We start from the raw sequence: 14037 nt of genomic DNA, 5'->3' as shown, positions 1-14037 counted from the left end.
CACGCCGGCACCGGCGGGTCCGCGTCGGGGCAGCGGACCCGCCCGGCGCGAGGCAGGTCAGAGACCGCCGTCGCTGAGGCGCTTGCGGTACCCGCGAGCGCCTTCGGAGCCCACGTTCTCGTTGACGTCGACCCCGTTGGGGTTGGTCTGCACGTGGTAGTACGTGGCGCCCCACAGGCTGGAGCTCACCGAGTCGTCGAAGTGGATCAGGTTGCCGTACTTGTAACCCTTGTCGTACGGGGTGAGCGCCGTGGTTCTGATCGAGTACTCGGTGGCGATGACCGGCTTGCCAGGCCACTTCGACGCGGCCCGCTGCAGCGTCTCCTTGTAGGTGAGCTCGTTCCAGGTGCCCTGCTCGGTGAAGCTGCCGCTGGCCGGGTTGCTGTAGAAGTGGACGCCGACGAAGTCGCACTTGGCGATGGCGTTCACGAAGTTCGGGTTCCCGTACCAGGTGTCGGGGTTGACGCCCTTGTTCGGTGACAGCGCGGTACCGCAGATCTTCACACCGGGGAACGCGCTGCGGATGCGGTCGACGGTCACGCCCAGGTTGTAGCCGTAGACCCACGGGTCGCTGACGGCGATGTTCGGCTCGTTGCCCAGCTCGATGATGCACTTGTTGGCACCGGACCGGATGCGCTTGTACTCGAAGAAGCGCGAGTTCTGGATCTCGGCGACCGCCTGGTTCGGGTCGATGTGGTTGTTGGTGTCGCCGGTGACCGTGCGGACGATCAGGAAGTCCGTTGCGCCGCAAGCGGTCCACACGTGGTCCGGGTTGGCCTGCCAGCCGCCCTGGATGCCCCAGCCGGTGACGACCTTCGCCAGGTTGGCCGACTGGTTGCCGATCGCGGTCAGCCAGGTCTGGTACCCGTCGGTGAGCAGGGGGCCGTGCGCCCGGTAGAACGGCGACGCCGCGGCACTTCCGGGCAGCGCGGCCGCCACGCCCGCCGCCGCGATGGCGCCCGCCGCCAGCTTGCCCACCGCACGCCGGGTGTAACGCCTCTCGTCTGCCATCGCTGGTCTCCCATCCTCGCGCTCGGCGGTGCTCCGCCGGTGATCGCGGCAGATGGTTCAGCCGCCGGGTATGAGGACGGGTATGGGACCGGTATGCGAGCTGTCAGGTGATCTCCAGCAGGCGCTCGGGGTGCATGCCGTCGACCATGCCGACGAACGGCGGGTGGATGCTGTAGCCGAGCATCCGGCGGATGTCCCCTGAGACGGCGCGGACGACGTCCCTGCTGGTGGAGAGCGTGAACGCCTCCTGCGTGCGCAGCCACGGCTGGCAGTACTGGGCGGTCGCGGCCAGCCGGGGCGCGGCGCTGCGGTTCGCGCCGCCGCCGTGCCAGAGCGTGCCGAGGAACAGCACGCACGAGCCCGCGGGCATGACGGCGCTGCGACGGGCGTCCGCATCGGTGGGCGTCCGGCCGTCCGGCCAGCGGTGGCTGCCGGGGATGACGACGGTGGCGCCGTTGTCCTCGGTGAACTCGTCGATCGCCCAGATCGTGGCGGCCGACAGCTCAGGGCGCGGGCGGGCGATCGGGTACATGCCGTCGTCGGGGTGGAGCAGCTGGGCGTTCTCGCCGGGCCCGATGTTGATGATCTGCAGCTGGGAGAGCAGGTAGTTGGGCAGCAGCAGCCGGTCGAGCAGCGCCAGGACGCGGGGGTGGTCGACGAGGCGGTCCACGGCGCGGGTCTTGTCGAGGACGCTGTAGATCCGCTGGGTGTGGTGCCCTTCGAAGGAGTTGCGCCCCGTCCGCCCGAGCAGCGGGGCGACCTCGGTGCGCAGGTCGGCGCACTGCTCCGGGGTGAGCAGGCCGGTCAGGACGACGTAGCCGTCCCGGTCCAGCGTGGCCAGGTCGGCCTCGAGCAGCCCGTGGTCGACGCCGCGATCGCCGTCGGTCGCCCGGTGGGTGCGGCCGAGATCGCCTGCCAGGTCTTCCAGCTTGCGCACCTCGGGGGTCATGACGTCCGCCCAGGCGCGTCCGCGGCTCCGGCGACGAAGGCCCACAGCTCCGCGGCGACACGGGCGCGGTCGGGACGGGGTGTCCTCGCCAGCGCGACTGCCACGGCCGTGCGGACGCCGCCCAGCACCGCTGCCACGAACAGTTCCGGGTCCCGGTCGTAGGGCAGGTCGCCGTCGCGTTGCCCGCGGGCGATGTTGCGGGCCCCTCGCTCGATGGCCGCGTGCAGGCGCCGCATCTCGATGCCCGCCGCATCGGCGTCGGCGCCCAGCCCGCTGAGCACGACCGGGGCGAGCGGCTCGTCGTACAGGTGGCCGACCCAGGCCATGACCCGCGCGCGCTCCCGGTCGTACCAGGTCTCGCCGTCGAACTCCCTGTTCGTGACCGCGTCGTCCAGCCGGTCGTAGAACGCGGAGACGACTGCGCTCACCAGGCCGCTCCGCGTGCCGAAGTAACGGTAAGGCAGGCCGGCGCTCACGCCGGCGCGTCGTGCCACGGAGGCCACCTCGATGTCACCGGTCTCGGCCAGCTCCTCGGCGGCCGCCGCGAGTATCCGGTCCCTGGCCGCTTCGCCCCTGGCTGACCACTGCATGTCCATGGCAGTAAGATTAAGTTGAGCTCAACTCAATTACAAGGGCCCGCTTCGGTGACCACGACCGCGACCGCGCCCTGCCAGTCGTCTCTCACGTTGCCTCCCCGTCGACCGGCGCAGATGTGCGGCAGCAGGCCGGGCCGAAGCCCGGCCCTGCTGCCACACCCCCAGTTCCCCCAGTTCCCCCCAGAACCCGGCGGGCCGTCGTGGCCCCGTCGTGGTCTCAGCATGGCTCCGCCCGGAGCGGCAGGGCAGGGGTCTCCCGTCTCCTGGCCGCGGAGGCGACGGGAGACGCCTGGGATTCGGGCGGACGGCCGATCAGACTCATCGGTGTGCAGTCATGGGTCTGCCAGGGCCGACGTCGAGGGCTGGGCCTTCGATGTCCGGGCTAAGTAGTCTGCAACGGTCGATTCACCGGTCGCTGGGGGACTCATGGCTGAGCAGTCGGATGCCTTTGGTGTGGAACTGCGGCGCCGCAGGACGGCCGCGGGGTTGTCGCTGGCGACGCTGGCCAAGCAGGTCCACTACAGCAAGGGCTATCTGGGCAAGATCGAGACTGGAACCAAGCAACCAGGTGTTGATCTGGCCCGGCGCTGTGACGCGGTACTCGAAGCTGGGGGGCGCCTGGTCGCCTTGGTGGACACGCCCACGCCCGAGAGCCCGCCCGCAGCCGTCGCGGCCGAGCGCGACGGCGAAGTGTGGGTGATGAGCATGGCACCGGACGGGTCGAGCTGGATGGTCCCGATGCCTCGGCGCGAGGCGATCGCGACGGGCGCGGCCTCGCTGCTGGGGCTGACACTCGGCACCCCGCGAGCCGCATCGGCGGCCGCTCAACACGACGGTGCGCTGGCGGCGTTCCGATCGCTCTTCGAACAGGTCCGGCAGTTGGGGCAGACCACGAGTCCCAGCGTGGTGCTGCCGATGGTGACCGTCCACACCCACACCCTGCGCGGCATGGCGAGCACGGCGGCCTCGCCGTCGCGCGAGCACCTGCTGCGGCTGGCCGCCCGGTACAGCGAGTACGCCGGGTGGATGGCCCAGGAGGCCGGTGACGACCGGGGCGCGATGTGGTGGACCCGCAACGCGGTGGAGATGGGCGCCGCGGCGGGCGACACCGAGCTGGCCACGTACTCGCTGATCAGGCAGGCGCTGATCACGCTCTACCGGGACGACGCCGCGGGCACCATCGACCTGGCCCAGCAGGCGCAGGCCGCGCCGGGGATGTCGCCGCGCGTGCAAGGTCTCGCCGCGCTGCGCGAGGCGCAGGGGCACGCGCTGGCCTGCGACTACGACAGCTGCCAGCGGGCGCTCGACCGCGCGGCCGGACTGCTCGACAAGGCCGGGGAGAACGCGTCCGGCGGCATGGCGATCGGCTCGGCGTCGGTCAGCGGGGCGGACCTGAACAGCCTGGTGACGGCCTGGTGCCTGCACGATCTCGGCCAGTCGCGGCAGGCCGCGGACGTGCTCGACCGGCAGCTGTCCCTGGTGCCCGACACCGCACACCGCACGCACGCGCGCTTCGGTGCCCGCCGGGCGCTGGCCTACGCCGCGGCCGGCGAGATCGAGCACGCGAGCGCACTGACCACGCGGGTGCTCGACGCCGCCGACCTGGTCGACTCGGCGACCGTCCGGCAGGACCTGAAGCGCCTGGCTCGTTTCCTCGGCCGCGAGCGCGACCACCCCGCGGTGCGCGACGTCCACCCCCGGCTCAACGCGGCGCTGCGATCGCCGATCCACTGACCGCCCTATTGTTCACGAGATGGGGTGAGTGATCGCCGGTGCGGGTACGAGGGGGACGATGAAGTGTCCGATGCGGCAATTTTTCAGCGTCGGTTCGAGGCGCTGTCCGCGAATGTCGAGGACTTCATCCGCGGAAAGCCCGAGGTGGTCCGGCTGGCGCTGGTGTGCCTGCTCGCCGAGGGGCATTTGCTGATCGAGGACGTCCCCGGAGTGGCGAAGACGTCACTGGCCAAGGCGATCGCCCGTTCGGTCGCGGGTGCCGAGGTGAAGAGGATCCAGTTCACCCCCGACCTGCTGCCGTCCGACGTGACCGGCGTGCAGGTGTACGACCAGGGCAGGGCGAAGTTCGAGTTCAGGCAGGGGCCGGTCTTCACCAACATCCTGCTGGGGGACGAGATCAACCGCGCCTCGCCGAAGACCCAGTCGGCGCTGCTCGAGGTGATGGCCGAGGGACAGGTGACGGTCGACGGCCGTCCGGTGCCGGTGCCCTATCCCTTTCTGTGCATCGCCACGCAGAACCCGGTGGAGCACCAGGGCACCTACGCGCTCCCGGAAGCCCAGCTGGACCGGTTCATGATGCGCATCAGCATCGGTTATCCGGAGGAGTTGGCCGACGAGGTCAGCATTCTGTCCTACGGCGTCACCCGGCGTCGCCCCGAGGAACTGAAATCCGTGATGGAGCTCGACGATCTGCGCCTGATGATTCGGGCGGTGCGCGATCAGCAGGTCGCCGACAACCTCAGGGAATACGTCGCCCGCGTGATTCGGGCGACCAGGGTGCATCCCGATGTCGAGCTCGGGGTGAGTCCCCGCGGCGGCATCGCACTGGTGACGGCGGCGCAGGCCTACGCATTGTCCGCCGGACGCCCTTTCGTGACCGCGGACGACGTCAAGTCGGTGGCGGTGCCGGTGCTCAACCACCGGTTGTTGCTCACCCCGGAAGCGCGGATCCAGCAGCGGACGACCGAGTCCGTTCTCCTGGACGTCCTGGCCACCGCGCCGGTGCCGGCCGGTCGGTGAGCGCGGTGCTGACCAAGACCGGCGCGGGGATGGCGGCCGTCGCCGTCGGCCTGGTGCTCGCCGGAACGCAGGCCGACTACCCGGAACTGGTGACACTCGGTCTCGCCGCGGCGGGCACGGTGCTGGTGGCCGCGGCCTGGCTGGTCGCCGCGCCCCGGCTGACGGTCGTGCGGGAGGTCCGGCCGCGGCGCGTGTTCGAAGGCGGCACCGCCCAGGGGACGTTGACCGTGACGAACGTGGGCAGCCGCCGCAGCCCACCGCTGATGGTCACCGAGACCGTCGGCGGACGCCGCACCACCGTGCCCGTACCGGCGCTGGCCGGCGGAAGCAGTTGCACGGTCGGATATCCGTTGCCGGTCGCCCGGCGCGGCCGCTACCTGATTCCCCCGGTGGAGCTGGGGCACTCCGACCCGTTGCGGCTGATGCACCGCGGCCGCGCGTGCGGTGGCGAGCTGGTCGTGCACGTCTACCCGCGCGTGCACCCGCTGGCCACCATCGCGGTCGGCGGCCCGCAGGACGCGGAAGGGCAGACGGCCAGCAGCGCTCCGCCGGGCGGGGTGGCGTTCCACAGCCTGCGGGAGTACGTGCAGGGTGACGACTGGCGCCACATCCACTGGGGCGCAACGGCTCGCACCGGCACGGTGATGTCCCGTCACGTGGTGGTCCCCGACGAACCGCGGCAGCTGGTCGTGCTCGACACCAGTGCCGCGCCCTACACCGCGTCCCTGTTCGAGGACGCGGTGCGCGTGGCCGCCTCGTTCTGCGTGGCGGCCGAACGCGCCGGGCTGCCGGTTCGGCTGCGCACGACCGGTGCGGTGGAAGGGGAGTCGAGCGGAGGCCTCGGCACGTCGCTGGAACTCCTGTCCACTGTGGACAAATCCGGTGCCGACCGAGGGCTGGCGGCACTGCCCGACCGGGTTCGGGACGTGGTCTCCAACACCCAGGGCGTCGCGCTGACCGTGGTCACCGGCCGGGTGGACACCGAACTGGCGCAGCTGCTGATGTTGTTGCGCCCCAGGTTCCTCTCGGTCGGCCTCGCCCAGCTGGTCGCGGCGGAGTCCGGGCCGGTCGCGAGGCCTCGCGGCGTGCTCGCGGTCGCCGCGCCGACGAGCGAGCAGTTCGCCGCCGCCTGGAACCGGCTGGTGCTGCGATGACACCGGCCTGGCGGAAGCTCACCGGTCTCGTGCCCGCTGTCGCGCTGGCCGAGGTGGTGCTGGCGTTGGTAGCGTCCGCGGCAGGCGCCCTGGTGTACCGCGGGTTCTTCGCGACACTCGGCCACCTTCCGGTGCTGGGGCTCGCGTGTCTCGTCGGCGGCGTGACGGCGGGGGTCGCGGCGCTGTGCCGCTGGCGTGCCCTGGCGACACCGCTCCTGGCCGTCGCGGGACTCGCACTGGTCACCGTCTACGGGGTGTTCGGCGACACCGTGCGGTACGGCCTGCCGACCAGCCGCACCGGCGCGGCGGTGCTCGACGGGGCGCTCCACGGCTGGAACCGCATGCTCACCGTGGCGGTGCCCGCCGACCCGTGGGGCGAACTGCTGGTGGCGCCAGTGCTCGTCGTGTGGGCGGCGGCGTTCTCGGCGGTCGCCATCGTCCTGCGGACGCGGAACGTCCTGGCGCCACTGGTTCCTCCGCTGCTCGCTTTCCTGTTCGCCCTGCTCGTCGTCGGCAACCAGGCAGGCGGGCACGCGACCGCCACCGTCGTGTTCCTGACGGCCGCCCTGTCCCTGATCGCGATCCGCGCCCACCGCGGCACCGGCGGCGACGCGGTGCGCATCGACCGGCAGCGATCCCTGCCCGTGGCCGCGCTCGTCACCGCGGGCCTGATGGTCGCCGTCAGCGCGCTGTTCGGCATCGTCGGCGGGCAGGTGCTCCCCCTGGCGTCCGGTCAGCACCGCTTCGACCCCCGCGACGTGCTCGCACCGCCGATCACCAGCACCGACACCCTCACCCCGCTGGCCACGCTGAAGAGCCAGCTGATCGAGGATCCGCCGCGCACGCTGTTCACCGTGCGGATCGACCGCGATGCCGCGGACGGGGTCGACCGGGTGCGCACCGCCGCGCTGGACGTGTTCGACGGCACCACCTGGACCTCGGCGGACACCTACCGCGTCGCCGGGAGCCACCTGTCCGTCGACCCCGCACTGACCCGCAGCCGGCCGGTGACGGCCCGCGTCGAACTGCAGGAGCTCTCCGGCCCGCACCTGCCGGTGCTCGGCTGGCCGTCCCGGCTGGCCGCGGGCGGGGACAGCGCGGGCAGGCTCGGGTTCGACCCGAGCTCGGGCGTGGTGGTCAGCGCCACACCGAGCCTGTACGGGCTCAGCTACGACCTGACGGGAGAGGTCAGCAGCCGGGACGAGGGACTGCCGCTCGCTCTGCCGAGCACCAAGGCACCGGAGGACGCGCGTGCCCGTGAGCTGCCCGCCGGCATGCCCGAACCCCTGCGCGAGGAGGCCCAGCGGGCCGCAGGCGCCGGGTCCACCCCGTACGACCGGCTGACGGCACTCGAAGACCGGCTCGGCTCCCAGTCGTACGAGCTGGACCGGCCGCCCGGACACTCCTACGCCGCGATCACCCGCCTGCTGACCGACAGGGACACCGGAACCGGATACGCCGAACAGCACGCCGCGGCGTTCACCGTGCTCGCCCGAGCATGGGGCTATCCGGCCAGGGTCGCGGTCGGCTACCGCCTGCGCGACTACCAGGACGGCGCCTTCCCGGTCACCACCGCCGACGCCCACGCGTGGCCCGAGGTGCACTTCGCTGACTACGGCTGGGTCGCCTTCGAACCCACCACCCCGGACAACGAGCGCCCGCCACCGCGACCGTCCGGGGTCCCCCAAGTGGTTCCGCCGCGACCCACCCCGTCCACCACCGTGCTGGCGGTCGCCCCGCCCGCCTCGGCGGAGCCCGCCGGGCCGGGGGACGGGCCGGGGCTCGACTGGAACACCGTCCTGCGCAGCAGCGCGCTGGTCCTGCCCGCGTCGCTCCTGCTGGTCGTGCTCGGCTGCGGGGGCATCACGTTCGTCAAGGCGCACCGGCGCCGACGCAGACGCCTCGACCCCGGCCACGCCGCGCAGGTGCTCGGCGCCTGGCACGAACTGACCGACCGGCTGACCGAACGCGGCATCACACCGCCGGTGTCGCTGACCTTCCACGAAGTTGCCCAACACGTCCGCCTCGGCCTCGGCGCTGCGGCACACTCGGTCGAAGCCTCGGCGGCACTGGCCACCACAGCGGTCTACGCACCCGAGCACCTCGACCGCTCCGACGCCGAACAGGCCTGGCGCCTGGTGGCACAACTGCACACCGAGCTCTACCCCCGACGCACGTCCGCGGCCCGGCTCCGCGCGGCGGTGGACCCACGTCCGCTGTGGACGGCGTGGCGCGTGACGCGCCAACGGCGACAGGCACGGGAAGGCCTGGAAATGGGACGGTACCGATGAAATCCCTGACCACACGACGGCGGACGCGGCGCACCCTGATCCTGACCGCGCTCGCCGCCGTCGCCGCGACCGTCGCGGGCGTTCTCGTCGTGGGGGCGGGGTACGACACCTCGCAGGTGCGGATGCACTCCGGCGCGATCTGGCTGGCCTCCACCCAGGCCGGCCAGGCCACGCTGGTGGACGGCGCCACCGCCGAGGTGACGGCCCGGTTGCCGGTCGCCCCGCCCGGCAGCTCGCTGAGCCTCACCCAGCACGGCAGCGCCGCCCACGTCCTGAACCGGGCGACCGGTGAGCTGAGGCGGATCGACAGCGCCACCGAGCAGATCTCCCCGCCGGTGACCGTCCTGCCCGCGGGCGACGGGCTGACCGTGGCGCCCGCGCCGCACGTGCTCTACGAGGTGGACGTCCACAGTGGAACGGTCGCCTCGGTCGACCCCGACACGCTGGCACCCCGCGGCGACCCGAAGCCGCTGGCCGCCCGGATCACCCCGGACGGCCCCGTCGTGGACGGCCGCGGACACCTGTGGGCGATCGACGACGAGACCGGCGACCTGGTCTGGCTGAGCGGAGACGAACGGCGGACGCGTTCCGCCGCCACCCGGTCCGGCGCCCGCCTGGCGATCACCCGTGACCAGCCGGCACTGGTGGATCCCGAGCGCGGCACGGCCGAGCTCATCGACCCCGGCACCGGCGCCGTCACCCGGTCCGCGCGGGCGGATCTCCAGGCGGGCGACGCGGTGGTCGTCAGCGGTTCCGCCGACCGGTCGCGACTGGTCGTCGCGTCGGGCACCCGCGGCACGGTGATCGTGTGCGCGTTCGACACCAGCTCGTGCAGCGCGCCCGTGACCGTCAGTTCCCCCGGCAGCGATCTCGGGACACCGGTCGAGGTCCAGAACCGCGCCGTCGTGCCCGACTACTCGACCGGGCAGGCCACGATCGTCGACCTCGCCACCTCGCGGGTGATCGCCCAGCACCAGCTCTTCGACCACCCGACCCGGTTCGAGCTGCTCGCCCGCGACGGCATCGTGTTCTTCAACGACCCCAACAGCAACAGGGCCGGCGTGCTGGACCTGGCGGGCGACGTCCGGAGCATCACCAAGTACACCGACGAGCACTCCGAAGGCGACGCGACGCCCACACCCGACCACCGCACGCAGGCGGATCAGGTGAGCAAGGTCGACAACAAGAAGCAGAAACCGGGCCTGGGCATCCCCGGACAGATCATCCAGCCCACCCGGACGGAACCCGCGCCGACGCCGACCCCGCCGGCGCCGACCCCCACGGCGGCCATCGTGGTCGAGCCGGGCAACCGCGGTGTGGTCGGCGACGAGTTCGAACTGACGCTGGTGCTCCAGCCGTCGACCGGCACCGCCACCACCCGCTGGTCGTTCGGCGACGGGACCGAGGCCACCGGCGCGACCGTCACCCACCGCTGGCAGCAGCCCGGCACCTTCACCGTGCGCGCCACCGCCACCGGTGACACGGGAGCGCAGGTGTCGAGTGCGGAGACCGCGGTGACCGTGGAGCCGCCGGCAACACCGCCGCGCATCACCCAGCTCACCGTCCGGCGGCCCAAGCCCGTGATCGGCGAGACGGTGTACTTCGGCGCCGAGAGCAGCGGCAACCCGGACAAGTGGGCCTGGCGCGTCACCCAGCCCGGTGAGAACACGCCCGAGGTCACCGCGCAGACGCCCGAGTTCGAGCACGCCTTCACGACGCCGGGCACCTACACCGTCACCCTCACCGTCACCGCGGGTGCGCTGACCGCGACCTCCTCCCGGCAGCTGACCGTCGCCCGAGGTGCCGTCAAGGCCTGGGGCGACAACACCTACGGGCAGCTGAACGTGCCCGCGGCGGCCACCAGCGGCGTGGTCGCGATCTCCTCCGGGCTCGACCACACCCTGGCGTTGAAGTCGGACGGCTCCGTGGTCGCGTTCGGCGGCAACAGCTACCGGCAGCGGAACGTGCCCGCGTCGGCCACCAGCGGCGTGATCGCGGTCGCCGCCGGGGCGTTCCACAGCCTGGCGCTGAAGAAGGACGGTTCCGTCATCGGCTGGGGCACGAACTTCTACGGCACCTTGGACATACCACCCGCGGCCAAGAGCGGCGTGGTCGCGATCGCCGCCGGCTACCACCACAACCTGGCGTTGAAGTTGGACGGCTCGGTCATCGGGTGGGGCAGCGACGAGTACGACGAGATCTCGATACCGGCCGCCGCCAAGAGCGGCGTCACCGCGATCTCCGCCAAGAACGAGCACAGCCTGGCGTTGAAGTCGGACGGCTCCGTGGTCGCCTGGGGCTACGACGGCGACGGCGAGGCGTCGGTACCGCCCGTGGCCAAGAGCGGCGTGCTCGCGGTGGCCGGAGGGATTTCGTGCAGCCTGGCGTTGAAGTCGGACGGCTCGGTCATCGGCTGGGGCAGCGACATCTGGCAGCAGCTGTCGATACCGCCCGCGGCCAAGAGCGGCGTCACCGCGTTCGCGTTCGGACAGACGCACGGGCTGGCGTTGAAGGTGGACGGCACCGTGGTCGGCTGGGGCGGCGATTACCGGCCGATTCCGCCCGAGTTCAACAGCGGCGTGCTGGCCGTCGCCGCGGGGGAGCAGTTCAGCGCGGTCCTGGTGTGACGCCTACGAGTAGCGGGCACGGGTGGCCTGGCGCAGCTCGCGCCAGGCCGCGGCGACCTGGTCGGGGTTTCCGTCGAACGCCCCGGCGCGGAGCAGGACCGAGTCCCGGTCCAGCCGTGCGGCGTTGCGCTGGAAGAGGACGGCGTCGTCCTGGTCGAGCCGCACGGCGAACTCGCCCAACGAGGAGAACGGCGCGTCGTGCAGCTCCAGCAGGCTGCGCAGGCACTCGTAGTCCTCGAACGACCACTCGAACGCGCCGCCGTCCACGATGTTGAAGAACACCCGGCTCAGCACCTGCCGCAGGTGCACGCTCAACGCCTGATGAGGTGGTGTGCCGCCCCACACGGGCAGCGCCGCCGCGTGCCGGGGGTCGACCACGTTCCGCAGCGCCATCGCGCGCAGCACCGGTGTCGGGCGTCCACCTGGCTCGGCGACCGCGGTCCGGCACAGCAGGCGGTGCACGAGGTCCTCGCGACCGGCCGCCACGCCCGCGACGCCGATCGCGTAGACCAGCAGCAACGCCGGGTACGCCGCGGCGGCCACCCACACCTCCTGCGCGTCGCGCTGGGGCCGGGCGCGGTGCAGGAAGCGGTCGACCAGGGTGATCCACAGGTCGTCGTGCCGCCGGTCTTCGGAACGGACACCGATGGCGACCAGGCGCAGCAGCGGCGCCAGGTCCTGCTCGTAGCGGGTGAGGCGTTCCTCCAGTGCGGCCGGGAGGTCGCTGTCGTCGAGGTGTCCCGTGGTGGGGTACCGGGCGTCGGTCAGCGCGTCGAGCGCGGACGTCGCCGCGACGTGGACGCGGTCGTGCACCGCGGTCGCCTGTCCCGCCGGCTCGGACAGCGCCTGGCGGAACTCGGTGATCGTGCTCCGCAGCTCACCCTCGGCCGCGTGATGCGCGCGTCCGGCCACCGGCACCGCGGCAGCCCTGGTCGTGACCAGCTCCGGCACCAGTTCGACCAGCTCGTCCACGAGCCGGGGGAGGTCGAGATCGTCACTGCGGTGGTGCATGCGCAGGTACTGGCAGCGGGCCAGCCTGCGGAGGCTGTCGGGCAGGTCCGCCTCGTTGAGCGGGTCGATGCCGTCGATCAGCACGGGAATGACGCGCAGTCCGCACTGGAAAGCTTCGTTGATCTCGCGGCGCACCCAGTCGTCGGGCTTGTCGAGCCTGCGGACGCCCTCGCGGTCCGTCGCGGTGACCCAGCGAGGGCCGATCAGCGCCAGCAGCACCTCGCACCGGCGCAGGCCGCTCAGGATCTCCCGGGAGAAGTCCTCACCGAGACGGATCGACTGGCTGGCGTAGAACACCTGGTCGGAGCCGAAGCGGGCACCCAACTCCCGCTTGACCAGGGCCGCCGCCCATTCACCGTCTCCGGTGCGGTAGTTGACGAACACGCCAGGCATCGCCAGACCCTCTCATGCGCTGCTCAGATCCACCGAGGTGCGTCGTTCGGGCACGTATTGGCGTGAAGACTAGTGCCGGTTCGACAACCTCGATGCAACCCCGCGTGCGGCCGCGCGCATTGGTAACGCGTCAACAGCGTGATCAGCCGATCCAGGGAGAGACATGTCGCGCATCGGAATCGTGCTCGGCGCCGCGGCGGTGGTCCTGACCGCCGGGGCCATCGCCGTTCCCGCACTCGCCGGCACCGCGGAGGACGCGCCGCGGGCCGAACTGACGCCGCAGGCCGAGCAGGCACCGGCGCCTGAGGCCCAGCCGAAGTTCCCCGGCGACCCGTACGCGGGCAGGTGCGTGTACTGGCTCACCGGTGACACCCAGTTGCGGGAGTGCGGCCGCTGAGCCACGAGGAGGAGTTCCACCGGTACGCCGCAGGCCGCGCGCACGGCCTGCGGTCCACCGCGTTCCTGCTGTGCGGCGACTGGCACCACGCCGAGGACCTCGTGCAGACCGCTCTGCTCAAGCTCTACCTGATGTGGCCGCGCCTGCAGCACCACGGGGGACTGGACGCCTACGCGCGTCGGATCGTCGTGCGCACGTACCTGGCCGAACGGCGGCTGCTCTGGCGCAAGCGGGAGCGTCTCACCGATGTGCCACCGGAGACGCACGCACCGTCCGATGTGGAACCGGAGGAGCGCATCATCATCCGCCGCGCACTCGCCGCTGTGCCGCCGAAGCAGCGGGCGGCGATCGTGCTGCGCTACTGGAACGACCTGAGCGTGGAGGAGACGGCCGAGGCGCTCGGCTGCTCGACCGGCACGGTGAAGAGCCAGTGCGCGCGGGGCCTCGCCACGCTGCGGCAACGGCTCGGCCCGCATTTCACCCTGAAGGGAGGTGCGGTTGATGCGTGATGACGACATCAAGCCGCTGCTCGACCTGGTCACGTCCGAGCAGCCGCCGCTGGGCATCGACATCGGTGGCATCGCGGAGCGCGGGCGCCGCATCAGGCGCCGCCGCACCACCCTCGCCGCGGTGGGCAGCTCGGCCGCCGTGTGCGGCGCGATCGTGCTGACCGTGTTCGCACTGGGCGCGCGTGACCGCGGTCCGGTGGAGCCCGCGACGCGGCTGCCGACGAGCCCGGCCACGACCTCACCCAGCACGGGGCCGACCTGTTTCCTCACCGCCGGTGGGCCGTGCCCGCAGACCCGGTAGCGAGAAGGCCGCAAAAGAAGAAGCAGGTCGATCCGGAGATCAAC

At 71.9% G+C, this 14037-nt stretch carries 12 protein-coding genes; 8 read left to right on the top strand and 4 right to left on the bottom strand.

Features of this window, described 5'->3' with window-relative positions; translation table 11 throughout:
- Positions 1 to 57: 57 nt before the first annotated feature.
- The 3 genes from FKR81_RS09325 to FKR81_RS09315 all read right to left on the bottom strand — a co-directional run bounded on the left by FKR81_RS09325 (position 58) and on the right by FKR81_RS09315 (position 2556).
- On the bottom strand, positions 58 to 1011 hold the full coding sequence (locus FKR81_RS09325) for a glycoside hydrolase family protein (protein ID WP_146350570.1): 954 nt from the start codon (positions 1009 to 1011) through the stop codon (positions 58 to 60).
- Positions 1012 to 1114: 103 nt separating this feature from the next.
- Positions 1115 to 1960, bottom strand: a complete 846-nt coding sequence (locus FKR81_RS09320; RefSeq protein ID WP_146350569.1) for a phytanoyl-CoA dioxygenase family protein — start codon at positions 1958 to 1960, stop codon at positions 1115 to 1117.
- Positions 1957 to 2556: a TetR/AcrR family transcriptional regulator gene (locus FKR81_RS09315; RefSeq protein ID WP_222598204.1), complete on the bottom strand. Its 600-nt coding sequence runs from the start codon at positions 2554 to 2556 to the stop codon at positions 1957 to 1959. Before FKR81_RS09315 ends, FKR81_RS09320 begins: the two co-directional genes overlap by 4 nt.
- Before the next feature lie 426 nt (positions 2557 to 2982).
- Here FKR81_RS09315 and FKR81_RS45615 point away from each other — a divergent pair, with 426 nt between their 5' ends.
- The 5 genes from FKR81_RS45615 to FKR81_RS09290 all read left to right on the top strand — a co-directional run bounded on the left by FKR81_RS45615 (position 2983) and on the right by FKR81_RS09290 (position 11382).
- Entirely contained in the window at positions 2983 to 4290 is a 1308-nt protein-coding gene (locus FKR81_RS45615; RefSeq protein WP_146350568.1) for a helix-turn-helix domain-containing protein, read from the top strand.
- 63 nt (positions 4291 to 4353) lie between these two features.
- On the top strand, positions 4354 to 5310 hold the full coding sequence (locus FKR81_RS09305) for an AAA family ATPase (RefSeq protein ID WP_146350567.1): 957 nt from the start codon (positions 4354 to 4356) through the stop codon (positions 5308 to 5310).
- 5 nt (positions 5311 to 5315) lie between these two features.
- Positions 5316 to 6464, top strand: a complete 1149-nt coding sequence (locus FKR81_RS09300; RefSeq protein WP_222598203.1) for a DUF58 domain-containing protein — start codon at positions 5316 to 5318, stop codon at positions 6462 to 6464.
- Positions 6461 to 8755, top strand: coding sequence for a transglutaminase TgpA family protein (locus FKR81_RS09295; RefSeq protein WP_146350566.1), 2295 nt, complete (start codon positions 6461 to 6463; stop codon positions 8753 to 8755). Before FKR81_RS09300 ends, FKR81_RS09295 begins: the two co-directional genes overlap by 4 nt.
- The gene (locus FKR81_RS09290) at positions 8752 to 11382 is read left to right on the top strand and encodes a PKD domain-containing protein (RefSeq protein ID WP_146350565.1); all 2631 of its coding nucleotides are present in this window, start codon (positions 8752 to 8754) and stop codon (positions 11380 to 11382) included. Before FKR81_RS09295 ends, FKR81_RS09290 begins: the two co-directional genes overlap by 4 nt.
- A gap of 3 nt (positions 11383 to 11385) precedes the next feature.
- On the opposite strand, the gene FKR81_RS09285 is transcribed toward FKR81_RS09290, so the two are convergent.
- Positions 11386 to 12786: a toll/interleukin-1 receptor domain-containing protein gene (locus FKR81_RS09285; protein ID WP_146350564.1), complete on the bottom strand. Its 1401-nt coding sequence runs from the start codon at positions 12784 to 12786 to the stop codon at positions 11386 to 11388.
- A 163-nt stretch (positions 12787 to 12949) separates the two neighbouring features.
- Between FKR81_RS09285 and FKR81_RS09280 the strand changes: the two genes are divergently transcribed.
- From FKR81_RS09280 to FKR81_RS09270, 3 genes are read left to right on the top strand one after another with little or no spacing between them, the layout of a single operon-like run.
- The gene (locus tag FKR81_RS09280; RefSeq protein ID WP_146350563.1) at positions 12950 to 13183 is read left to right on the top strand and encodes a hypothetical protein; all 234 of its coding nucleotides are present in this window, start codon (positions 12950 to 12952) and stop codon (positions 13181 to 13183) included.
- Positions 13171 to 13692 (top strand): SigE family RNA polymerase sigma factor, encoded by a 522-nt coding sequence (locus tag FKR81_RS09275; protein ID WP_146350562.1) that lies wholly within the window; start codon positions 13171 to 13173, stop codon positions 13690 to 13692. The genes FKR81_RS09280 and FKR81_RS09275 overlap by 13 nt, the downstream gene beginning before the upstream one ends.
- The gene (locus tag FKR81_RS09270) at positions 13685 to 13993 is read left to right on the top strand and encodes a hypothetical protein (RefSeq protein ID WP_146350561.1); all 309 of its coding nucleotides are present in this window, start codon (positions 13685 to 13687) and stop codon (positions 13991 to 13993) included. The genes FKR81_RS09275 and FKR81_RS09270 overlap by 8 nt, the downstream gene beginning before the upstream one ends.
- Positions 13994 to 14037 lie beyond the last annotated feature (44 nt).

The organism is Lentzea tibetensis (assembly GCF_007845675.1).
Taxonomy (GTDB): domain Bacteria; phylum Actinomycetota; class Actinomycetes; order Mycobacteriales; family Pseudonocardiaceae; genus Lentzea; species Lentzea tibetensis.
Note: the sequence above shows the minus strand (reverse complement) of the source record. Positions and strands in the feature narration are given on the sequence as shown.

What these genes read in the sequence shown, in the direction of transcription:
- FKR81_RS09325 (WP_146350570.1), bottom strand. Translation starts at nt 1,011, where the DNA reads ATGGCAGACGAGAGGCGTTACACCCGGCGTGCGGTGGGCAAGCTGGCG.
- FKR81_RS09320 (WP_146350569.1), bottom strand. Translation starts at nt 1,960, where the DNA reads ATGACCCCCGAGGTGCGCAAGCTGGAAGACCTGGCAGGCGATCTCGGC.
- FKR81_RS09315 (WP_222598204.1), bottom strand. Translation starts at nt 2,556, where the DNA reads ATGGACATGCAGTGGTCAGCCAGGGGCGAAGCGGCCAGGGACCGGATA.
- FKR81_RS45615 (WP_146350568.1), top strand. Translation starts at nt 2,983, where the DNA reads ATGGCTGAGCAGTCGGATGCCTTTGGTGTGGAACTGCGGCGCCGCAGG.
- FKR81_RS09295 (WP_146350566.1), top strand. Translation starts at nt 6,461, where the DNA reads ATGACACCGGCCTGGCGGAAGCTCACCGGTCTCGTGCCCGCTGTCGCG.
- FKR81_RS09290 (WP_146350565.1), top strand. Translation starts at nt 8,752, where the DNA reads ATGAAATCCCTGACCACACGACGGCGGACGCGGCGCACCCTGATCCTG.
- FKR81_RS09285 (WP_146350564.1), bottom strand. Translation starts at nt 12,786, where the DNA reads ATGCCTGGCGTGTTCGTCAACTACCGCACCGGAGACGGTGAATGGGCG.
- FKR81_RS09280 (WP_146350563.1), top strand. Translation starts at nt 12,950, where the DNA reads ATGTCGCGCATCGGAATCGTGCTCGGCGCCGCGGCGGTGGTCCTGACC.
- FKR81_RS09270 (WP_146350561.1), top strand. Translation starts at nt 13,685, where the DNA reads ATGCGTGATGACGACATCAAGCCGCTGCTCGACCTGGTCACGTCCGAG.